This is a genomic window from Microbacterium sp. LjRoot45 (genome assembly GCF_964253325.1).
GTDB lineage: Bacteria > Actinomycetota > Actinomycetes > Actinomycetales > Microbacteriaceae > Microbacterium.
Genome location: NZ_CAXUQM020000001.1, coordinates 2,001,612 through 2,022,568, shown reverse-complemented (window position 1 = coordinate 2,022,568; position 20,957 = coordinate 2,001,612). Strand labels below are relative to the sequence as shown.

The window sequence follows — 20,957 nt, the reverse complement described above, 5'->3', positions numbered from 1 at the left end:
ATGCGGCGCGTATCCTGTGGGCGTGATCGACGACATCAAGAAGCGGGCCCTCCACCGGACGAGCATCCTGGAGGGGCAGGTGCGCGGGCTCGCGAAGATGATCGAGAACGAGGACTACTGCATGGACATCATCGGGCAGTCCCGTGCGGTGCAGAAGGCCCTGGCATCCCTCGACAAGCTGCTCATCGAGAACCACCTGCGCACGCACGTCGCGCACATGTTCGAGAACGGCGGCGACGAGCGGGAGCAGGCCGTGGCGGAGCTGCTGAAGGCTTACGACCTCGAGACGCGCTGACGCGTCGGCTCAGGCCTCGAGCGGTCCGAGCCAGGCGCTGGCGACCGTGCTGTGCGCCGACTCGGGATCGGACGGGTGAAACACTCCCGCCAGGACGTCGCGGTAGAGGCGGCTGAGCTCGTTGCGGGTGAAGTACGACGACCCTCCCGCCACGAGCATCGCCTCGTCGACGATCGTCTTGGCGGCCGTCACGGCTCGATGCTTGAGCCCGCTCAGCTTCGCGAACCACAGCGCCCCGTGATCCACGACGCCGTCGACGTCGTGCGCGATGCTCTCGAGCTGGGGGAGGAGGCCGTCGTAGGCGAGGGCCATCTCCGCGACCCGCCACCGGATGTCGGGGTCCTGGCTGTAGGGCGCACCGGTGCGCTTGGAGGTGCGTGAGCGCGCCGCCTCGACCGCGAGATCGAGCGCGCGCCGGGCGACGCCCGTGTAGACGGATGCCAGGAGCACCTCGAACACGCTGAAGATCCCGAAGACGAGCGGGTCGGGCTGGGGTCCGGGGGCGAGCCGGCGCACCACGCGGTCGGCGGGCGCGACGGCGCCCTGGAGTCGGGTCGTGCGGGACTGCGTGCCGCGCATGCCCACGGTGTCCCAATCGTCGCGCGTCACGACGGCATCCGTCCGGGGGACGAAGGCGTAGACCATCCGCGGGCCGTCCGGGCTCGTCGTGTCGAGGCCGTGCAGGCCGAGCTGCGTCCACACCGGCGCGAGCGACGTGAAGATCTTCGTGCCGGTGAAGGCGTAGCCGCCGTCCGCGAGCGGCGAGGCTTCGGTGTCGCTCCCGAACAGCACGAGGTCGTTGCCCGCCTCGCTGATGCCGAAGGCGAACACCTCGCCCGCCACGGCGCCCTCCTGCACGAAGCGAAGGGTGTCGATGCCGCGGTCGGCGAGCACCTTCGCGACGCCGGTCCACACGAGGTGCATGTTGATCGCGAGCGCCGTCGCGGGCGCGGCCGTCGCGAGCCGCTGCTGGAGCACCGACGCCTCCGCCAGGCCCAGCCCGCTGCCGCCGAGCTCGTGCGGCACCAGGATCGCGAGGTAGCCCGCGTCGCGGAGTTCCGCGAGATCCTCGTCGGGGAAGGTGTTCTCGGCGTCGACGGTCGCCGCGCGGGAACGGATCCGTTCCAGGAGGTCGCCGGGCAGGATCGCGGTCGGGTCGAAGGAGGTCACCGGTCCATTGTCCTCCCGTCGGCGACCCCGGGGCCGTGGCGACGGGAGAGGATGGTCGCATGATCTCGACCGACCTCGCCGTCGCCCTGCGTGATGCGGGCCTGATCTGGCATCCCTCGTCCGGCGACCGCTTCCAGCTCGACGAGCCCGAGTTCGAGGCCGACGTGTTCACCGTCAGTGAGATGACGATCGAGCCCCGGTCCTACCCGACGGGGGTGATCCTCGCCTTCAACGGGACCACCGAGTGGGCGCTGGACTCCGTCGCCCTGGAGGACGCGCTGTGGCTCCCTCGCGAGGATCAGCTCCGCGAGCTGCTGCGTGGTGCGTTCCGGTCGCTGCGGCGGCTCGACGACACGCACGTGGTGGAGATCTCCGTCGGCGACGAGGTCTCGACGTTCGAGCATCCCCAGCCCGAAGACGCCTACGCGCTCGCGGTGCTCGCGCTGCTCGCGCGCCTCGCCTGACGCGCCGCCGCGGCACCCCCGGCCCGCCGAAACAACACGGTGCCGCCGAAACCACACCATTCACGCGGTGGAGCCGTGTTGTTTCGCGCGAAGTGTGTTGTTTCGGCGAGACGCGAGGATGCCGTCAGCGGCCGCCCGGTCAGGTGATGACGGGAACGGGTTCGGTGTCGGGGATCGGGCTCACGTCGCGGTTGCGGAGGTCGGGGAAGCCACGCACGCACGTCGCGGCCACGATCGCGCCCACGACGGCGAAGGAGGCCGCAGCCCAGTAGGCGCCCGCCGGTCCCACCCCGTCGATGAGGAAGCCCGCGACAGCGGACCCCGCGGCGGCGCCGATCAGCTGCCCCGTCCCGATCCAGCCGTAGGCCTCGGCGGTCTCGCTGAACTTCACGCTCGCGCTCGTCATCGCGAACATCACCGCGAGGGCGGGAGCGATGCCGATGCCCGCGACGAACAGCGATGCGCTGAGGCCCCAGAACGACCCCACGAAGAAGACGGTCGCTCCCAGGCCCACCGCAACGGCCGTGAGGCGCCGCGCCATCGCCCAGGGGCCGATCGGGATGTGTCCGAAGGAGAGCCCCCCGGCGAGGCTCCCGACCGAGAAGATCGCCAGGGCCAGTCCCGCCTCGAGGCCGCCGTGGCCGAACGTGGCGACCACGCCGGCTTCCACCGCCGCGCACGCGCCGATGAGGAGGAAGCCCGTCACGGTCGCCAGCAGCACGACGGGCTTGCCGAGCACCTTCCCGAACGCGCGGCGGCTGCGGGGGATGCGGACCCGTCCGACCTCGGGGGACAAGATGAACCATGCGCCGCCGCCCACGAGGATCGCGACGATCATGAGGAGCCCGGGCACCGTGCCGGCCTGCGTGGCGACGATCGTGATGAGCACCGGCGCGAGGATCCAGATGATCTCCTGCAGGCTCGCGTCGAGGGAGAACAGGGGGGTGAGCTGCCGCGAGTTCACGATCTTCGGGTAGATCGTGCGGACGGCGGACTGCACCGGCGGGGTCGAGAGCCCCGCGATGAGACCGAAGACCATGTACCCCGCCAGATGCAGCGGGAAGAGCGCCAGCACGAGGATCGCGGCGGCGCAGACGGCGGTCGTGAGCGTCAGCACGCGCCGCATGCCCCACACGCCCATCCAGCGACTCGTGACCGGGCCCGACACTGCCTGGCCGATCGAGGCGGCCGCCAGCACGAGCCCCGCCGCGCCGTACGAGCCGGTCTGTCGCTCCACGTGCAGGAGGATCGCGAGGCTCGTCATGCCGTTCGGGAAACGGGCGGTCAGCTGGGCCGCGATGATACGGGCGACGCCGGGGGTGCGAAGGAGATCCCGGTAGCCAGCCACCCCTCCACGGTACCGATCCGGACGACACGCCGCGACACGCCGGACCGTGCAATCCACAGGCGAATCGGGTGTCGGTGGCCCCGCGTAGCGTCCGGCCTGTGGACAGATTCGGGCGAGCCGGGAGAAACCCCTGGGATTCAGGCATTTTCCAGGTTCCGGATCGGGGTCGTCCTTGTGGATGAAACGGTGGAGAACCTGTGTTGTACCGGGGGAGAGCGGTGGAAAACTACACGGATGTAACTACTATCCCTTGTGGTTGCCCCCAATGTCCGTACCCATATGTAGTATTGGACTCCCGGCGGGGGCACCGCCGCCACAGTCAAGGATTTTGAGAGGGGAAAGGCGAATCACCATGGCGATCACGGTCTACACGAAGCCGTCCTGCGTTCAGTGCAATGCGACCTACCGGGCGCTCGATTCGAAGGGCATCGACTACGAAATCCTCGACCTGTCGGAAGACCCGGCGGCGCTCGAGCACGTCAAGTCCCTCGGCTACCTGCAGGCTCCGGTCGTCGTCACCGACGAAGACCACTGGTCGGGCTTCCGTCCCGACAAGATCGACGAGCTGGCTTCCCGGCTGGCGTGATTCGAGAGCGGGGTGCGCTGAGATGCTGACCGCCACCGACGCACCGCTGCTCGTATACTTCTCGAGCGTCTCGGGCAACACGGCGCGTTTCATCGAGAAACTCGGGATGCCGGCCCTCCGACTCCCGCTGCATGCCTCCGACCCCGCCGTAAGAGTGGACGAGCCCTTCGTGCTCGTAACCCCCACCTACGGCGGTGGCCAGGGGCGCGGCGAGGAGAAGGGTGCGGTTCCCAAGCAGGTCATCCGCTTCCTCAACGACGAGGCCAATCGGAGCCTGCTGCGCGGAGTCATCTCCGCGGGCAACACCAACTTCGGCGACGCGTTCTGCGCCGCCGGTGACATCATCAGCCGCAAGTGCCACGTGCCGCACCTGTACAAGCTGGAACTGTTCGGCACGCAGGACGACGTCGATCGGGTGACCGACGGATTGGAACGATGGTGGAAGCTGCAGTGACCGACACGACCTTCAAGACCGACGAGCGGTTCGAGGGGTTGGATTATCACGCGCTCAACGCGATGCTCAACCTCTACGGCGCCGACGGGAAGATCCAGTTCGACGCCGACAAGCGCGCCGCACGGGAGTACTTCCTGCAGCACGTCAACCAGAACACGGTCTTCTTCCACTCGCTGAAGGAGCGTCTCGACTACCTGGTCGAGAAGGAGTACTACGAGGGCGCCGTCCTCGAGAAGTACTCGTTCGACTTCATCCAGCGCCTGAACGACCGTGCGTACGGTGCGAAGTTCCGCTTCGAGACGTTCCTCGGCGCGTTCAAGTACTACACGAGCTACACGCTCAAGACCTTCGACGGCAAGCGCTACCTGGAGCGGTTCGAAGACCGCGTCGTCATGACGGCTCTCGGCCTCGCCGACGGCGATGAGAAGCTCGCCGAACAGCTCGTCGACGAGGTCATCTCGGGTCGCTTCCAGCCGGCCACCCCCACCTTCCTCAACACGGGCAAGGCCCAGCGCGGCGAGCTCGTCTCGTGCTTCCTGCTGCGCATCGAGGACAACATGGAGTCGATCGCCCGCGGCATCAACTCCGCTCTCCAGCTGTCCAAGCGCGGCGGTGGCGTCGCGCTCCTCCTCTCGAACATCCGCGAAGCGGGTGCGCCCATCAAGCAGATCGAGAACCAGTCGAGCGGCATCATCCCCGTCATGAAGCTCCTCGAAGACAGCTTCAGCTACGCGAACCAGCTCGGTGCGCGTCAGGGCGCGGGCGCGGTCTACCTCAACGCGCACCACCCCGACATCATGAAGTTCCTCGACACCAAGCGCGAGAACGCCGACGAGAAGATCCGCATCAAGACGCTGTCGCTCGGCGTCGTGGTGCCCGACATCACGTTCGAGCTCGCGAAGAACGACGAGGACATGTACCTCTTCTCGCCGTACGACGTCGAGAAGGTCTACGGGGTGCCGTTCGGTGACGTCTCCGTCACCGAGAAGTACCGCGAGATGGTCGACGACGCCCGCATCAAGAAGACGAAGATCAAGGCGCGCGACTTCTTCCAGACGATCGCCGAGATCCAGTTCGAGTCGGGTTACCCGTACATCATGTTCGAGGACACGGTGAACCGGGCGAACCCCATCAAGGGCCGGATCAACATGTCGAACCTGTGCTCGGAGATCCTCCAGGTCAACACCCCGACCACGTACAACGAAGACCTCTCGTACGGCCAGATCGGCAAGGACATCTCCTGCAACCTGGGCTCGATGAACATCGCGCTCGCAATGGACGGCAAGGACCTCGCCGGCACCGTCGAGACCAGCATCCGGGCACTCACCGCGGTGAGCGACCAGAGCCACATCCGCTCGGTCCGCTCGATCGAAGACGGCAACGACCGGTCGCACGCGATCGGCCTCGGCCAGATGAACCTCCACGGCTACCTCGCCCGCGAGCACGTCCGCTACGGCTCGGAAGAGGGCCTGGACTTCACGAACATCTACTTCTACACAGTGCTGTTCCACGCGCTGCGCGCCTCGAACAACATCGCGATCGAGCGGAAGACGACGTTCGACGGGTTCGCTGACTCCACGTACGCGTCGGGGGAGTTCTTCGACAAGTACATCGAGCAGGAGTGGGTGCCGCAGACCGAGAAGGTCAAGGAGCTGTTCGCCGGCATCCACATCCCGACGCAGGAGGACTGGGTCGCGCTGAAGGCGTCCATCCAGGAGCACGGCATCTACAACCAGAACCTGCAGGCCGTCCCGCCGACGGGATCGATCTCGTACATCAACAACTCGACGAGCTCGATCCACCCGATCGCGTCGAAGATCGAGATCCGCAAGGAAGGCAAGATCGGCCGCGTCTACTACCCGGCGCCGTTCATGACGAACGACAACCTCGAGTACTACGAAGACGCGTACGAGATCGGCTACGAGAAGGTCATCGACACGTACGCCGCGGCGACGCAGCACGTCGACCAGGGCCTGTCGCTGACGCTGTTCTTCAAGGACACCGCCACCACGCGCGACATCAACCGCGCGCAGATCTACGCCTGGCGCAAGGGCATCAAGACGATCTACTACATCCGCCTGCGTCAGCTGGCGCTCGAGGGCACCGACATGTCCGAGTGCGTCTCCTGCATGCTCTGACATCACCCCGGTCGTCGAGCGCGCGCAGTTGTCGGTCATTGAGCGAGCGCAGCGAGACGACACGCAGTGACGAAAACTACTGAAGGAAAGTCATGACCCCCGAACCGCTCAAGCTCGTCGACCACGTGCAGGCGATCAACTGGAACCGGATTCAGGACGAGAAGGACCTCGAGGTCTGGAACCGTCTCGTGAACAACTTCTGGCTTCCCGAGAAGGTGCCGCTGTCGAACGACATCCAGTCGTGGAACACGCTCACCCCCGAGGAGCAGACCCTCACGATGCGGGTGTTCACCGGCCTGACGCTGCTGGACACCATCCAGGGCACGGTGGGCGCCGTCTCGCTCATCCCCGACGCGATCACCCCGCACGAGGAGGCCGTCTACACGAACATCGCGTTCATGGAGTCGGTGCACGCCAAGAGCTACTCGTCGATCTTCTCGACGCTGTGCTCGACGCCCGAGATCGACGACGCGTTCCGCTGGTCGGTCGAGAACCCGAACCTGCAGCGCAAGGCGCAGATCGTCATGGACTACTACCGGGGTGACGAGCCGCTCAAGCGCAAGGTCGCCTCGACCCTGCTGGAGTCGTTCCTCTTCTACTCCGGCTTCTACCTGCCGCTGTACTGGTCGTCGAAGGCGAAGCTGACGAACACGGCCGACATCATCCGCCTCATCATCCGTGACGAGGCCGTGCACGGCTACTACATCGGCTACAAGTTCCAGAAGGGCCTCGAGAAGCTCACGCAGGCGGAGCGCGACGAGATCAAGGACTACACGTTCTCGCTGCTCTACGAGCTCTACGACAACGAGGTGCAGTACACGCAAGACCTCTACGACGGCGTCGGTCTCACCGAAGACGTCAAGAAGTTCCTGCACTACAACGCGAACAAGGCCCTCATGAACCTGGGCTACGAGCCCATGTTCCCGTCGAGCGTCACCAACGTGAACCCGGCCATTCTGTCGGCCCTGTCGCCCAACGCCGACGAGAACCACGACTTCTTCAGCGGGTCGGGTTCCTCGTACGTCATCGGCAAGGCCGTCGCCACCGAAGACGAGGACTGGGACTTCTAGAAAGTCCCGGCCAGACGCTCACATCTGCAACCGAGAAGCCCTCGGCCTATCGCTCACTCCGAGCTGTCGGCCGGGGGCTTTTCTGCATCGTGCTCACGTTTGCCCACGTAAGTCGCTCGTCACCATTCGCGGTATCCAAGGTCATGCTCGGATCACCGTCGCGTGGCCATGCTTCCTAAACGCGGGGCCGATCGAGCGCCGTCGAGCGCGAGGAAGTCGGCGCCTGAGTCGCACCCCGCCAGCCTGACTAACATGCGAGTATGACGCAGCCGTCGCCGCCCGTCCCGCTGAGGCCCCCGCTGTCCGCTGTGGAATCACAGCGGGAGATCCACACCGGCCTCGTGACGGCGGTGATCAGCGTCGGCGGCGCGCTCACCGTTCCGGCGATGCTGATCCTCCTCTTGGCCATCCACAGCGCCGTCAGCAACGCCGCTCACGGCTACGGCATCATCTTCGGCACCGTCCTCGGCCTCCCGCTCGCGGCCGTGGCGGTGGTGCTATCCATCGTCGGCCTGGTCATCATGGCGGCGGATCGGAACGACGTCGAGTCCCGGTCGCGGGTGGTGCTGCGGGTCGCGGGGTTCGCCGTCATCGGCATCAACGCGATCCTCGTGGTCGTCGACCTGTGCACGTTCTTCACCAAATGATCCCGCCCGCTTTTCGCGGGAGCCTGCGGCATGCCTCGTGTCGCGCCAGGCTGCAACGGCGCGTCGTCGCGCCATAGGCCACCCATAGGATGAACGGACGGGTCGCGCCCCGGCGGCCCCCAAGGAGAGCACCTCGTATGGATCTGTTCCTCGTCTTCGCGCTCGTGATCGGCGCCGGACTTCTCTTCCTGATCGCGCTCATCGCGTTCATCTTCTTCAAGCTCTGGTACAAGGTGCCCAAGCCCGACGAGGCGCTGGTCATCGTCGGAAAGAAGCAGAAGGACGACGCGACGGGCGACTCGTCGAGCATGTCGGTCGTGATCGGCGGCGGTGCGCTCGTCAACCGCATCACCCAGCGCTTCGAGGCCATCAGCCTCCGAGCGCGACAGATCAAGTTCGACACGACGGCGCAGACGAAGAACGGCGTCACCATCGAGCTGGCCGCCGTCGCCCTCGTGAAGGTGGGCAGCGCTCCCGGCCTCGTCCGCCGCGCGGCGGAGCGGTTTGCCACCCAGGACCAGGCGATCGACCAGTTCACGACGGAGCAGCTCGAGGGTGCCCTGCGCGGCGTCGTCGCATCGCTGAGCGTCGAGCAGGTCATGCAGGACCGTCAGGCGCTCAGCGACCAGATCGCCGAGGGGATCAAGGGCGACCTCCACGAGCAGGGACTTATTCTGGACTCCTTCGCGATCCAGGGCGTCACCGACCGCAACGGCTACATCGAGGCGCTCGGCGCGACCGAGGTGGAGCGTGTTCGCCGCGAGGCGGAGGTCGCTCGCATCAACGCCGCCCGCGAGGTGCGTGCCCGCCAGATCGCGACCGACGAGGCGAACCTCGTCGAGCAGACCGCCTTCGACAAGAACTCCGCCGCGGCATCCGCCGAGGTCGGTCGGGCACGCGCCGAGGCGGAGCAGGCAGAGCACCTCGCGCGCGCCGAGCGCGAGCAGGCGGTGCTCGTGCAGCAGGCCGAGAACAAGCAGGCCCAGCTAGACGCCGACGTCAAGAAGGTCGCCGACGCGGAGCGCTACCGGGCCCAGACCGCCGCCGACGCCGAGGCGTACACGCGGCAGAAGCAGTCCGAAGCCGACCGTCACGTCGCCCAGCAGCGCGCCGACGCCGACGCTTACAAGGTGCAGCGAGAGGCAGAGGCGCGGCAGGCGTCGGCGGCGGCCGAGGCCGCTGCCGTGCTCGCGCGGGCCGAAGCGGAGGCGCAGGCGCTGCGAGCGAAGTCCGTCGCGGAGGCCGAGGCGCTCCGCGCGACCGGTGAAGCCAAGGCTGCGGCGATCCAGGCCGAGGCCGAAGCGCTCCGCGAGAACCAGGATGCCGTGCTCGCCCGCGAACTCGTCGCGCAGCTGCCTGCGCTCATGGCGGAGTTCGCGAAGGGGTACGCCAACGTCGGCGGTGTGACCCTGATCGGCGGCGACGCGGCGGCCACTCACATCGCCCGGGAGCAGGCCGCCAGCCTCACCGCGACCTTCGAGTCGGTGAAGTCGGCGACCGGGGTCGACCTCGGCCAGATCCTGTCGGGGCAGGCCCTCGGGCGCGGTATCGCGACGGGAAGCTCCGCCTCGGACGGCGTCTCCACCGCCTCTTCCGGCGGAGTCAGCGTCTCCTGATTCGTCTGACCGGCCGGTGACGCGCTGACGTCACCGGCTGCGGTCGGAGCGCACCCGGAACCACAGCGCGAGCTCGCGCGCGGCGCGGAGCACGGCATCGTTGTCGTCGACCGCATCGATGTCGGTGAACGTGTCGCGGAAGCCCTCCGGGGGAGCGGCGCGCTCGGTCGAGATCGGCTCGTAGCCCATCGTCCACGCCGAGAACTGACGATCCGTGGGATACCCGTCCACGAGCACCCGCACCTTGTGGTGGCGCGGATCGTCGGAGATCGTCCGCATCAGGCTGCGCACCGATCCTTCCGGGCCCTCGAGGAACTGCACGAAACGGCCGTCCCGATACAGCAGGATGCCGGTGATGCCCGCGTGGTGATTGGCGGCGCGACTGTCGGTGAGAAGTGTCCGGAGGCTCTCGTCGTCGAACGGGGTGAGCGCCTCGCTCGTGTACACGAGCGAGTACAGGTGCTCGGCCGAGGCGGCGGAGTGGGGACTCATGACGGGGTGACCTCTTCACGATGGCTGTTGACGGCGTCGATCGCGTCCGAGAGGCGCGTGAACGCTCCTAGGGGTCGGGAACTCATGTCGTACGCGCGATAGGCGCCGCCGGGCTCGTGGTCGACGTAGCCGAGGAAGTCGCCGGCGCGACTGCCGACGTGGAAGCCTGCCTCGACCTGCGCCCAGGTGACCCGCCCGACGTCGGACGCTACGGCGTCGTTCTCTGCCAGCACCGGCATCACCCCCACCGCGTCACTGTACGGGGGCCGGGAGCATTCCGCGCGCCCCTTGCTTCCGTCACGGCGATCTTGTAAATGCCGGCAGGATCAGTGCGACAGCAGGATGTAGAGGGCGAACACGAGCCATACGACGGTCACGCTGACGGGAATGAAGAGGTCGAGCTTGAGTCGTGTCTGCCGCATCGTGCGGAATCGCTGTCCGGCGGGCATGTCGATGTGGGATGCCACCCGCGCGCGAAGCGCTCGGCCTCTCCAGAGGTTGGCGTACGCGCGTTCGGACAGCCGGGAGTCGTCGCGGCTGTCCCGCACCTCGCCGTGCGCGGTGTACCGCGAGCCCAGATCGAACTTGTGGAAGTCGACGATGGCGCAGCGCGCGAAGATCACGGGGAAGAACACGTACCAGGTCGTCACCATCGCCAGGACGAGCACCGTGAAGAACGGCAGCTTGTCGCCCACCCCGAGGAGGATCGCGCCCACGGCGAGATACAGCGACTGTGCCGACATCGACAGTCCGCGGTACGACTGGACATTCGCCTCGTACGTGGACCACTGACTGTCAGGGCTGATGTGTCCCTGATGCTGCTCGACCATGATGCGAGCCTATGCCGACAGGCATCGTCGGCCAGGCCGGTCGGCGATCCATGGGTGTCTCCTTCTCTCCGAAGTCACGGTACGCCGGGCCTCCGACACGGCGCGCGCGTCGTTAGCATGGTGCCTATGACCGACGACAAGCCTCGATTCAGCCCCGTCATCGCGCTGCTCGCGGTGTCGGCGATGTGGGAGGGACAGCTGGCGGCGATCCTGCGCGACGTCGGCATCACGACACGCAAGTTCGGCCTCCTCGGTCACATCTACGCGGAGCCGGGGATCTCGTTCTCCGAACTCGCGCGCCGCTCGCACATCACCGTGCAGTCCGCGCACACGGCGGTGCGCACGCTCGTCGACGACGGTCTGGTGGAGGATGCCACGGCGCATGCCGGCGCGGCGAGCGACCTCAGCGTCACGCCGAAGGGAGCGCGCGTCCTCCAGGAGGCCCGCGACCGCCTGTTCGAGCTTGACGGGGTGCTCTCTGAGCGACTGCCGAAGGTGGCCGAATCCCTCGACGGCATCCGTGCGGGCATCGTCTGAGCACGCGCCCGCCTCACGGCGGACTTCCAGGATGTCCAAATTCCTTCAACTAGGCTGAAGGTGTGTTCCGAACCCCTTTCTCCGCCTTCCGTGTCGTCGCCATCGCCGAGGCGATCACCTGGACCCTCCTCATCAGCGCGCTCATCCTTCGCGCAACCCTGGACTGGAGCCTCGCCGTCACGATCGCCGGCGGCATCCACGGGTTCGTGTTCCTCTCCTACGGGGCGACCGCCGTCCTCGTCGCGCTGAACAACCGCTGGCGACCGCTGCCCACGGTGCTGGCGGTCGGATCGGCGGTGATCCCGTACGCGACGATCCCCGCAGAACGGTGGCTGCACCGCCGTGGACTGCTCGCGGGCTCGTGGCGGACCGCGCTCGACCCGGCCGACCGGCGCTGGTACGACGGGATGCTGCAGTGGTTCCTCCGTCGCCCGTGGGCGCTCGTCGTCCTGATCGCCGTCGCCGTCACCGCGCTCTTCGTCGTCCTGCTCCTCATCGGGCCGCCCGGCGGCAAGTGACACGGGCAAATGACGCGTCGCGGGTAACGTGACCCGCATGCTCCGAACGATCACTCGGCTCGCCCTCGCCGCCCTCCTCGTCGCCGCCGGTACCGCGCACCTCACGACGCTGCGACGCGGCTACCGCATCGTCGTGCCCGACTGGGCAACGCGCCTGCTGCGCACCGACAAGGACACGATCGTCGTCGTGTCGGGCGTCGTCGAGGTGCTGCTGGGGCTCGCGCTCGTGCTGCTCCCCGGTGAGCGCCGGCGGATCGGCCTGGCCGTGGCCGCGTTCTTCGTGGCGGTGTTCCCCGGCAACGTCTATCAGTGGCGGCAGGGCACGTCCGCGCCGGGGCTCGACACCGATGCGCGCCGATTCGGCCGCCTGTTCCTCCAGCCCGTGCTCGTCGCGGGGGTGGTCTGGTCGACGCGGCGCTGACCTCGCCCACTCGACAGATCCCTTCGGGGGCGCGAGAAATCCATTCAGAAGAAACAGTCCGCAATGGAATTTCTCCCCCGGCGACCACGTTTGATTGCCTGTCATGGTGAGCACACACGCGATCGAGTCCCCCCGTCTGGAAGAGCTGCAGCGCTCTTACGCGCAGTGGGCGCAGAAGCGTCGCGAGACCGTCACGGCCCCGCAAGGAGCGCTCGCGCTCGTGCTCACCCACTGGTCGCCCGCCGGTGAGGCCCCCGTCGACGAGGCCGTCGCTCGCCAGGGGCACCCGGCATCCGCCCTGTTCACGCGCCTGCAGCGCACCGACATCGAGACGGGTCTGCCCCAGGAGGGCTACCGCATCTGGCGTAAGGATTCCCCGGCCAACCAGGCGTTCGAGGACATCGAGCGCTACGACTACGACCCCGCCTGGGTGCTCGAGGGCCGCTTCGAACTCGTCGACGAAGACCGCGTGGTGCCCTTCGAACACATCAAGGATGCCGGTGCCACCCGCACGCTTCCCGTCTCCGGCGACCTCGTCTTCGCCGTCGACGGCACCGAGTACCGTCTGGCGGCCTTCGACACCGTCTACGGCGGGTCGGCGAAGCTGCAGCTCGTCTTCGGCGACCGGACGAACGGCGCGGAGTCCTACGGCGCGGGCCGGTTCCTCTTCCTCGACCACCCCGCCGGTGCCGCCGACCTTCGCCCGGGAGACAGCATCCCGATCACGGTCGACTTCAACCTCGCGACGGTCCCGCCGTGCGGGTTCTCGAACCAGATGAACTGCCCCCTGCCGCCGCTGCAGAACCGTCTGCCGTTCCCGCTGCGGGCGGGGGAGCGTCGCGTGCGGTTCGCCGACGGCTTCTCCCTCTGACCTCTCGCACACCCCCCGACCCCGCCGCCGGGACTGCACCCCCGTCGGCGATCACCCACAGCAAAGGAACTGACGTGACTTCACGCCGCCTGTCCCGAGTCCTCACCGCGGCCGCTGCCGCGACGGCGGGACTCCTCGTCCTCGCCGGCTGCGCAGCAGCGAACCCCGGTTCGGGAACGTCGCAGACCGCCGACCCGGCCGCGGAGATCGTGGTCGGTTCGCAGAACGAGCCGACCAACCTCGACCAGATCTTCGGAGGCTCGTCGGGCGTGACCGAGGTGTTCACCGGCAACGTCTACGAGGGTCTCTTCAAGATCACCGACGACGCGCAGGTCGAGCCGTTGCTCGCCGCCGAGACCGAGGTGTCCGACGACGGCCTGGTCTACACGTTCACGCTGGAGGACGCCACCTTCCACTCGGGCAAGGCGCTGACCGCCGACGACGTGAAGTACAGCCTCGAGCGGTTCATCGGCGAGGACTCCATCGCCGCCCGCAAGCGCCAGCTGAGCGTCATCGACCACGTCGACGTCGTCGACGAGAAGACCGTCGAGGTCACGCTTCTCCAGCCTTCCATCAGCTTCACCTACAACCTCGGCTACGTCTGGATCGTCAACTCCGAGGCCGGCGACCTGACGACCACCGCTGACGGCACCGGACCCTACGCGCTGGCCGACTACCGCAAGGGCGACTCGATCACGCTCGACGTGAACGAGGACTACTGGGGCGAGGCTCCCGCCAACGGCGGCGTCGTCTACCAGTACTACGCCGACCCGACGGCGCTCAACAACGCGCTCCTCACCAACGCCGTCGACCTCGTGACGAGCCAGTCGAACCCCGACAGCCTCGCCGAGTTCGAAGCCGCCGGCTTCCAGATCATCGAGGGCACCTCGACGACCAAGGAGCTGCTCGCCTTCAACGACCGTGTCGCCCCCTTCGACTCCGTCGAGGTGCGCAAGGCCGTCTACTCCGCGATCGACCGGCAGAAGCTCCTGGATGCCATCTGGGACGGCCGCGGTGAGCTCATCGGCTCGATGGTGCCGCCGTCGGAGCCGTGGTACCTCGACCTCGCCGACAACAACCCGTACGACCCGGCGCTGTCGGAGGACCTGCTGGCCGAGGCCGGCTACGCGGACGGGTTCACGTTCACGCTCGACACCCCGGACTCGGGAGTGCACTCGACCGTCGCCGAGTTCGTGAAGTCGGAACTGGCGAAGGTGGGGATCACGGTGGAGATCAACATCATCACCGACGACGAGTGGTACCAGAAGGTGTACACCGACACCGACTTCCAGGCGACGCTCCAGGGTCACGTCAACGACCGCGACATCAACTTCTACGGCAACCCCGACTTCTACTGGGGCTACGACAACGCCGACGTCCAGACCTGGCTCGCCGAGTCGGAGGCGGCGAAGACCGTCGAAGAGCAGACCGAGCTCATCAAGAAGGCGAACCAGCAGATCTCCGACGACGCGGCGAGCGTGTGGCTCTACCTCAACCCGCAGCTGCGCATCGCCGCCGAGGGTGTCTCGGGCGTGCCGCAGAACGGTCTCAACTCGCTCTTCTACGTCTACGACATCACGAAGGCCTGAACTGGGTAGGGTCTCAGCATCACTCGGTACCTGATACGACGGACAGGATTGCTGCTGCTGGCGTTCGCGCTGGCGGTGACGATCCTGTTCGTCGTACTCCGGGTGCTGGGAAACCCCGTCTTCGCGCTCATCTCGGTGGGGGCCACGGATGCCGAGATCGCCGCTGCCGCGGCACGCCTCGGCGTCGACCGCCCGATCTACGTGCAGTTCGCGGAGTATCTCGGGCAGCTCTTCACGTTCGACCTCGGCCAGTCGTTCACGAACCGGCTGTCGGTGGGCGACGAGATCGTCCGTCGGCTCAACGTCACCCTGCCGCTCACGCTCCTGTCGTTCGCCCTGTCGGTGCTGATCGCGGTTCCCGTCGGCTTCTTCGCCGCCTGGAAGTCGCGCACCTGGTACGGCACGGCGTTCTCCGCCCTCACTCAGCTCGGCGGCGCGATCCCCGTCTTCTGGGTCGGGATCCTCCTGGTCTCGGTGCTCTCGCTCGGCTGGCGGCTGTTCCCGGCGGGCGGGTTCCCGCGCACGGACTGGGAAGACCCGGGAGCAGCTCTCTACGCGCTCGCCCTCCCCGTCGTGACGATCGCGATCGTGGCGGGCAGCGATCTCGCCCGCTACGTCCGCAGCGCGACGCTCGACGTGCTCGGCCAGCAGTATCTGCGCGCCGCGCGGGCCACCGGTCAGAGCTTCGGCACGGCGATGCGCCGCCACGGCATCCGCAACGGGGTCGTGCCGCTCATCTCGATTCTCGCCATCCAGTTGTCGACCACGTTCGTGGGCGCCGTGATCATCGAGCGTGTCTTCGCGTTGCCCGGCCTCGGCGACATGCTCCTCGTCGGGATCAAGGAGCAGGACTTCCCGAGCGTGCAGGGCGTGCTCCTCTTCTCGACCGCGCTCGTGCTGCTCCTGGGTTTCGCCGCCGACATCGCCCAGCGGATCATCGATCCACGACTGCGTGACACCCTCTCCGGCAACCGGCGAGCGAGGGCCGTCGCATGACCGCCGCGACGCTCCCGGTCACCGCACCGACGCCGCCGCGTCCGCGCCTCCGGCGATCGGTGAACCTCGCCGTCGGCGCGGTGCTCTTCGGCGCGATCGCCGTCATCGGCGTCGTGTCGCTGTTCTGGACGCCGTTCGCCTTCGACGACACAGAAGGCGGACGGCTTCAGCCGCCGTCGGCCGAGCACTGGGCCGGCACCGACCGGCTCGGACGCGACCTGTTCACCCAGCTCATGATCGGCGCCCGGCTCGCGCTCGCCGTGGGGTTCGGCTCGGTCGCGATCGCCGCCGTCGTCGGCATCTCGCTCGGGCTGCTCGCCGCCGTCGCCCGCCGCTGGGTCGACGACGCCGTCTCCAGCCTCCTCGACATCGCGATCGCCTTCCCGACGCTTCTCCTCGCGATGCTCATCGTCGCGTGGCGGGGCGCGTCGCTGGAGTCCGCGATCCTCGCGATCGGCCTCGCGGGGGCCGCCGTCATCGCCCGACTCACCCGCATCACCGCCACCCGCGTGCTCGCCCAGGACTTCGTCACGGCGTCGCGGACCTCCGGCACCGGAACGATCGGCATCATCCGCCTCCACGTGCTGCGCAACGTCTGGCCGACCCTCATCGTGCCCCTCGCCCTCCAGTTCGGGGGAGCGGTGGGGGCGGAGGCGTCCTTGTCCTACCTCGGGCTCGGCTCGCCCCCGCCGAACGCGTCGTGGGGTCGCATGCTGCAGGAGGCTCAGAGCACGGTGCTGGTGGCGCCGACGGCCGCCGTGCTGCCCGGCATCCTGCTCGTCGCCCTGATCATCGGGATGAACCTCCTCGCCGACGGTCTCCGCGATGTCGCCGACCCGACCTCGAGGAGCATCCGATGAACGCGATCCTCGAACTGGCCGGACTCACCGTGCGGATCGACGGCCCGGAGCCTCGCACCCTGGTCCACGGCGTCGACGTCGCGATCGCCCCGGGGGAACGTCTCGGGGTCATCGGCGAGTCGGGGTCGGGGAAGTCGCTCACCGCGCTCGCCGTGCTCGGGCTGCTCCCTCATCCGCTCGTCGCGGGCGGATCAGCGCGCGTGAGAGCGGATGCCGGCAGCAGCCCGATCGAGATCGTCGGCACGCCGTCGCGGCGGCTCGACCGCGTGCGGGGCACGACCGTCGGCGCCGTCTTCCAGGAGCCGCTGGCCTCGCTCGACCCGCTCATGCGCATCGGACGTCAGCTCGCCTGGCCGCTGCAGCATCACCGCGGCCTGCGCGGCGAGGCCCTGCGACGGGCGGTGCTCGACGCGCTCGCCGACGTGCAGCTCGCCCAGCCGGAGCGGATCGCCCGCTCGTACATCCACGAGATCTCGGGCGGCCAGCGCCAGCGCGTCGCGATCGCCCTCGCGCTCGCCGCAGGACCGCGACTGCTCATCGCCGACGAACCCACGACCGCCCTCGACGTGACGGTGCAGGCCGGCATCCTGGACCTCCTGCAGCGGGAAGTGAGCGAACGCGGAATGAGTCTGCTGTTCATCAGCCACGACCTGCCGGTACTGGCGGGCATCGCCGACCACGTGCTCGTGATGAAGGACGGCAGGCAGATGGAGCAGGGGCCGACGACGCAGATCCTCGGCGCCCCTGCGCAGCCGTATACGGCGCAGCTCGTGACGGCATCGCGCCGACTCGACGATTTCCTTCCTGCCGGGCCCGCGACGGGAGCGGACGCATGACCGCGCCGGGGCCGCTCCTCGCCGCCGAGAACGTCGGGTTCGGCTACGGACGCGAGCAGCGGGTGCTCACCGACGTGAGCCTGACCGTCGCCCCCGGTGCGAGCGTGGGCCTCGTCGGAGAGTCGGGAGCCGGCAAGACGACCCTCCTGCGACTGTTGCTCGGCCTCGCCGTGCCCACCGAGGGGCGGATCGTGTTCGACGGTGCCGCCCTGAACGTCCGCGACCGTCGCGCGATGCGCCGCTTCCGCCGCGCCGTGCAGCCGGTGTATCAGGACCCCTTCTCCTCCCTCGATCCGCGGATGCCGGTCGGTCGCTCGATCGCCGAACCGCTGCGCTCGCTCGGGATCGACGTCGACCCCCGCGCCCGCGTCGCCGAACTCCTGGAGGCGGTCGGACTGTCGGCGGATGCCGCGGAGCGCTACCCGGCGGAGTTCTCGGGTGGTCAGCGGCAGCGCATCGCGATCGCCCGTGCGCTCGCGCCCCGGCCGGCGCTGCTCCTGGCCGACGAACCGGTGAGCGCCCTCGACACGTCAGTGCGCATGCACGTCATCGAGCTGCTGCAGCGGCTCGCCCACGAGCAGGGGATCGGATTCCTCCTCGTGTCCCACGACCTCACGATCGTCTCCGCCCTGTGCGAGCAGATGGCGGTGCTGGAGGCCGGGCGGATCGTCGAACAGGGACCCACCGCGTCGGTGCTCACGTCTCCCGCACACCCCTACACCGCGCAGCTGCTGGCATCCGTCCCGCGTCTTCCCGCGCCCTGACCGCCGGTCCCGCGTCAGCGGCGGGTCGAGACCGTGACCGTGAACTTCGCGTCGCGCGCGACCTGCGTCGTCGGCCCGACGAGGCGCTCGAGGGCGCCGCGGTAGGCCAGGGGAGAGTTCCACACGCACCACAGCTGCGCGCCGGGGCGCAGCGTCCGCGCGGCATCCGCGAACAGGCGCGGCGCGACCCGGTCGGACACGGCCGCCCCGCTGTGGAACGGCGGATTGAGGACGATGAAGGATGCCGAGGCGTCCGGTCGCGACCCGAGGGCGTCGTCGCGGACGACGGCGACCCGGTCGGCGACGTCGTTGGCCGTCATCGTCGCGCGCGCCGAGGCGACGGCGACGGCCGACTGATCGGTCGCGATCACCCGCGCCTCGGGATGCCGGCGCGCGAGCCAGGCGCCCACGACACCGGTCCCGCACGCGAGGTCCACCAGAGGGTCCTCGGCCGTGCCCGCACCGCTCGGCAGCGTCTCCGGCAGGTGGGCGAGGAGCAGGCGCGTGCCGATGTCCAGGCGAGCGCCGGCGAACGCCCCGCCGAAGGCGCAGATCGTGAGCCCGTCGACCGTCGCGCTCGCCGCCACGGGGTCGCGGCCGTCGTGCGGCTCGCGGGCCACGAGGACACGGGACTTCTGACGCGCGTGCGTGACGTCCAGCGTGCGGAAGTGCGCGCGGAGGACGTCGTTCATGGCCGTCGTCATGTGCTTGAGCCTTCCGCCGGCGAACACGACGACGTCGGGCGAGGCGTGTGCGGCGATGAGGCCCGCGATGTCGGCGAGCGCGTCCAGAGACCGGGGGAGACGCAGCAGCACGACGCGCGCCCCACGCACGAGGTCGGCTGTCAGCGGCAGCGACGCGAATCCGTCGAGTCCGAGGTCGGCGGCATTGGCGGCGAGTGCGCGTTCACCGGTGAGGGCGTCCTGGTGCGTGCGCACCCGTCGTGCGCCGTCGTGGAGGGCGGCGAGGGTGAGGGCGCCGTAGCTGTCGCCGATCACCACGATGTCGTCGGGGGCGGCCGCGCGTGCGGCGGCGGACTCGTCGCGCAGCAAGCGGTCTGCCGCATCCGAGGCGACCAGGTCGGGGCCTTCGACGTCGGGCCGGCGTCGCAGGCGATCGAAGGGGAAGCTCACGCCGACGAGCCTTCGCGCTCGGCCCCGCCGGCCGCGTCCGCATAGCGCAGACGCGTGTCGTCGCGAGTAACCTCGTCGCCGATGCGGATGCCGGGAGCGATCCGGCCGGCATCCCGGAGTGCCGTGAGCTCGGCCACTGCCCGCCGGCGCAGCTCCCACGGGTCGATCGTGTTGACGTAGACCTTGGTGCCGCCCTCGAACCCGGCCGGATTCGAGATGCGCCACTTGAGCACCACGCGCCACGGCATGGGCCACGGCGCGCGCGGCGGACGATAGTGCCACTCCTCGTTCGTCGGAACGTGGACGCCGGTCGCGGCGTGCAGGGCGTGCACGAGGTCGGACACGGCACGGATCTCGGCGGCCGAATGCTCCTGGGGCAGGTGCGCGGCGGCGGTGGAGAACACCTCGAACGCGGGATAGCGATGTCCGACTCCGGCGACGGCGACCGCGCCGTCGGTCGCGGCCACGACGAGTCCCTGCGCCACGGAGAGGTCGAGGATGCGGTGCTGGTAGAGGAGGTGGTCGCTCGCGAGCATCGTGAGCTCGCGATCCATCTGCGGTCCGTGCTCGTCGATCGCGACCAGCTGCTTGTGGAGGTGCTCGAAGGAGGCACCCGCCGGACGCAGCCAGTTCTGGAAGACGGAGACGTATGCGGCGTGGGGCTGAGCGGACTGGATGTCGGCGAGTGCGGCCACGGTGAACGAGAGGTAGGCGGCGTGCTCGTCGGGCGTCAGTTCGCCCGACGACACGAGCTCATCGTCGTGGACCGCGCCGTCGTGCACGTGGCGTCGAGCCACGATGACGTCGTGGGAGCCGCCCAGGAGGTCGAGCGTCGCCTCCTCCAGCGACGGCGCGGAGTCGGTGGCGTTCGCGCGGATGGCGGCGAGCTTCTCGAGGTGCAGGCGCCCGACGGGATTGGCCAGATACTCCTGCGCCCACTCGATCACCGACGAGGGCTGGCGGAACCCGTGGTTCTCGCGCCAGTACTCCGCCGAGACGATCTCGAACAGGTTGCCGAATCGGCGGAACTCGGCGACGGTGTCTTCCACCTCGTCGGCAGGCACCCTCCGGTGCTCCTCGAACGTCGGGCCCACGAGCCGCGACTTCTCGGGTGTCGTCTCGAGGTACCGGTCGGTGCAGAAGGCGCAGAGCCGGCGCTCTTCGCCCGGGGCGAGTCGTCGAGGGTCGTCGCGGGGCGCGGTGAGCGGCCGGTGCGCTCGGCCCGGCACGGTCCACACGCGGGTGCCGGTCAGCGGCCCGACCTGCTTGACGGTCCCGTCCGGCATCCGCACGATCGCCGCCTGCGCCCCTTCGCTCACCGT

Annotated in this window: 24 protein-coding genes; 17 read left to right on the top strand and 7 right to left on the bottom strand. The window is 68.6% G+C overall.

Going from position 1 to position 20,957, the window contains the following annotated elements; genetic code table 11:
• Positions 1-22 precede the first annotated feature (22 nt).
• Positions 23-295, top strand: a complete 273-nt coding sequence (locus tag ACSQ18_RS09570) for a metal-sensitive transcriptional regulator (protein ID WP_144808459.1) — start codon at positions 23-25, stop codon at positions 293-295.
• 9 nt (positions 296-304) lie between these two features.
• Here the strand turns inward: ACSQ18_RS09570 and ACSQ18_RS09565 are convergent, their stop codons facing one another.
• The gene (locus tag ACSQ18_RS09565; RefSeq protein ID WP_436037013.1) at positions 305-1,465 is read right to left on the bottom strand and encodes an acyl-CoA dehydrogenase family protein; all 1,161 of its coding nucleotides are present in this window, start codon (positions 1,463-1,465) and stop codon (positions 305-307) included.
• 59 nt (positions 1,466-1,524) lie between these two features.
• Here ACSQ18_RS09565 and ACSQ18_RS09560 point away from each other — a divergent pair, with 59 nt between their 5' ends.
• Complete coding sequence (locus ACSQ18_RS09560; RefSeq protein ID WP_144808455.1) at positions 1,525-1,929, top strand: pilus assembly protein CpaE; 405 nt, start codon at positions 1,525-1,527, stop codon at positions 1,927-1,929.
• Positions 1,930-2,068: 139 nt separating this feature from the next.
• Here ACSQ18_RS09560 and ACSQ18_RS09555 read toward each other — a convergent pair whose 3' ends face one another.
• Complete coding sequence (locus ACSQ18_RS09555) at positions 2,069-3,277, bottom strand: MFS transporter (RefSeq protein ID WP_436037012.1); 1,209 nt, start codon at positions 3,275-3,277, stop codon at positions 2,069-2,071.
• 352 nt (positions 3,278-3,629) lie between these two features.
• Here ACSQ18_RS09555 and ACSQ18_RS09550 point away from each other — a divergent pair, with 352 nt between their 5' ends.
• The 6 genes from ACSQ18_RS09550 (at position 3,630) to ACSQ18_RS09525 (ending at position 9,788) form a co-directional block, all read left to right on the top strand.
• Entirely contained in the window at positions 3,630-3,863 is a 234-nt protein-coding gene (locus tag ACSQ18_RS09550) for a redoxin NrdH (protein WP_067161678.1), read from the top strand.
• A 22-nt stretch (positions 3,864-3,885) separates the two neighbouring features.
• Positions 3,886-4,317 (top strand): class Ib ribonucleoside-diphosphate reductase assembly flavoprotein NrdI, encoded by a 432-nt coding sequence (nrdI, locus tag ACSQ18_RS09545; protein WP_301040535.1) that lies wholly within the window; start codon positions 3,886-3,888, stop codon positions 4,315-4,317.
• Positions 4,299-6,455 carry a class 1b ribonucleoside-diphosphate reductase subunit alpha gene (nrdE, locus tag ACSQ18_RS09540; RefSeq protein ID WP_301040534.1) on the top strand — a complete coding sequence of 719 codons (2,157 nt, stop codon included), beginning with the start codon at positions 4,299-4,301 and terminating at the stop codon, positions 6,453-6,455. The genes nrdI and nrdE overlap by 19 nt, the downstream gene beginning before the upstream one ends.
• A gap of 92 nt (positions 6,456-6,547) precedes the next feature.
• The gene (nrdF, locus tag ACSQ18_RS09535; protein ID WP_144808447.1) at positions 6,548-7,525 is read left to right on the top strand and encodes a class 1b ribonucleoside-diphosphate reductase subunit beta; all 978 of its coding nucleotides are present in this window, start codon (positions 6,548-6,550) and stop codon (positions 7,523-7,525) included.
• Positions 7,526-7,785: 260 nt separating this feature from the next.
• Positions 7,786-8,172, top strand: a complete 387-nt coding sequence (locus ACSQ18_RS09530) for a hypothetical protein (RefSeq protein WP_436037008.1) — start codon at positions 7,786-7,788, stop codon at positions 8,170-8,172.
• Between the two features lie 137 nt (positions 8,173-8,309).
• Positions 8,310-9,788 (top strand): SPFH domain-containing protein, encoded by a 1,479-nt coding sequence (locus tag ACSQ18_RS09525; protein ID WP_436037006.1) that lies wholly within the window; start codon positions 8,310-8,312, stop codon positions 9,786-9,788.
• A 30-nt stretch (positions 9,789-9,818) separates the two neighbouring features.
• Here ACSQ18_RS09525 and ACSQ18_RS09520 read toward each other — a convergent pair whose 3' ends face one another.
• From ACSQ18_RS09520 to ACSQ18_RS09510, 3 genes are all read right to left on the bottom strand, one after another.
• On the bottom strand, positions 9,819-10,280 hold the full coding sequence (locus ACSQ18_RS09520) for a BLUF domain-containing protein (RefSeq protein ID WP_436037005.1): 462 nt from the start codon (positions 10,278-10,280) through the stop codon (positions 9,819-9,821).
• Positions 10,277-10,519, bottom strand: a complete 243-nt coding sequence (locus ACSQ18_RS09515; protein ID WP_436038422.1) for a hypothetical protein — start codon at positions 10,517-10,519, stop codon at positions 10,277-10,279. Before ACSQ18_RS09515 ends, ACSQ18_RS09520 begins: the two co-directional genes overlap by 4 nt.
• An 87-nt stretch (positions 10,520-10,606) precedes the next feature.
• Entirely contained in the window at positions 10,607-11,110 is a 504-nt protein-coding gene (locus ACSQ18_RS09510; RefSeq protein WP_436037003.1) for a hypothetical protein, read from the bottom strand.
• 126 nt (positions 11,111-11,236) lie between these two features.
• Here ACSQ18_RS09510 and ACSQ18_RS09505 point away from each other — a divergent pair, with 126 nt between their 5' ends.
• From ACSQ18_RS09505 to ACSQ18_RS09465, 9 genes are all read left to right on the top strand, one after another.
• Positions 11,237-11,647 carry a MarR family transcriptional regulator gene (locus ACSQ18_RS09505; RefSeq protein WP_144808436.1) on the top strand — a complete coding sequence of 137 codons (411 nt, stop codon included), beginning with the start codon at positions 11,237-11,239 and terminating at the stop codon, positions 11,645-11,647.
• A gap of 62 nt (positions 11,648-11,709) precedes the next feature.
• Positions 11,710-12,165: a DUF3817 domain-containing protein gene (locus ACSQ18_RS09500; protein ID WP_436037001.1), complete on the top strand. Its 456-nt coding sequence runs from the start codon at positions 11,710-11,712 to the stop codon at positions 12,163-12,165.
• Between the two features lie 37 nt (positions 12,166-12,202).
• Entirely contained in the window at positions 12,203-12,586 is a 384-nt protein-coding gene (locus ACSQ18_RS09495; RefSeq protein ID WP_436037000.1) for a hypothetical protein, read from the top strand.
• Positions 12,587-12,689: 103 nt separating this feature from the next.
• A complete protein-coding gene (locus ACSQ18_RS09490) occupies positions 12,690-13,457 on the top strand; it encodes a DUF1684 domain-containing protein (protein WP_436036999.1) in 768 nt (255 codons plus the stop codon).
• A gap of 74 nt (positions 13,458-13,531) precedes the next feature.
• A complete protein-coding gene (locus ACSQ18_RS09485) occupies positions 13,532-15,046 on the top strand; it encodes an ABC transporter substrate-binding protein (RefSeq protein WP_436036998.1) in 1,515 nt (504 codons plus the stop codon).
• Positions 15,047-15,064: 18 nt separating this feature from the next.
• Positions 15,065-16,042, top strand: coding sequence for an ABC transporter permease (locus tag ACSQ18_RS09480; protein ID WP_436038421.1), 978 nt, complete (start codon positions 15,065-15,067; stop codon positions 16,040-16,042).
• Positions 16,039-16,902 (top strand): ABC transporter permease, encoded by an 864-nt coding sequence (locus ACSQ18_RS09475; RefSeq protein ID WP_436036997.1) that lies wholly within the window; start codon positions 16,039-16,041, stop codon positions 16,900-16,902. Before ACSQ18_RS09480 ends, ACSQ18_RS09475 begins: the two co-directional genes overlap by 4 nt.
• A complete protein-coding gene (locus tag ACSQ18_RS09470) occupies positions 16,899-17,738 on the top strand; it encodes an ATP-binding cassette domain-containing protein (protein ID WP_436036995.1) in 840 nt (279 codons plus the stop codon). Before ACSQ18_RS09475 ends, ACSQ18_RS09470 begins: the two co-directional genes overlap by 4 nt.
• The gene (locus ACSQ18_RS09465) at positions 17,735-18,502 is read left to right on the top strand and encodes an ABC transporter ATP-binding protein (protein WP_436036994.1); all 768 of its coding nucleotides are present in this window, start codon (positions 17,735-17,737) and stop codon (positions 18,500-18,502) included. The genes ACSQ18_RS09470 and ACSQ18_RS09465 overlap by 4 nt, the downstream gene beginning before the upstream one ends.
• Positions 18,503-18,516: 14 nt before the next feature.
• Here the strand turns inward: ACSQ18_RS09465 and ACSQ18_RS09460 are convergent, their stop codons facing one another.
• Both ACSQ18_RS09460 and ACSQ18_RS09455 read right to left on the bottom strand, forming a co-directional pair.
• The gene (locus ACSQ18_RS09460; RefSeq protein WP_436036992.1) at positions 18,517-19,635 is read right to left on the bottom strand and encodes a class I SAM-dependent methyltransferase; all 1,119 of its coding nucleotides are present in this window, start codon (positions 19,633-19,635) and stop codon (positions 18,517-18,519) included.
• Positions 19,632-20,954, bottom strand: coding sequence for a DUF4921 family protein (locus ACSQ18_RS09455; RefSeq protein ID WP_436036991.1), 1,323 nt, complete (start codon positions 20,952-20,954; stop codon positions 19,632-19,634). Before ACSQ18_RS09455 ends, ACSQ18_RS09460 begins: the two co-directional genes overlap by 4 nt.
• Positions 20,955-20,957: the final 3 nt, after the last annotated feature.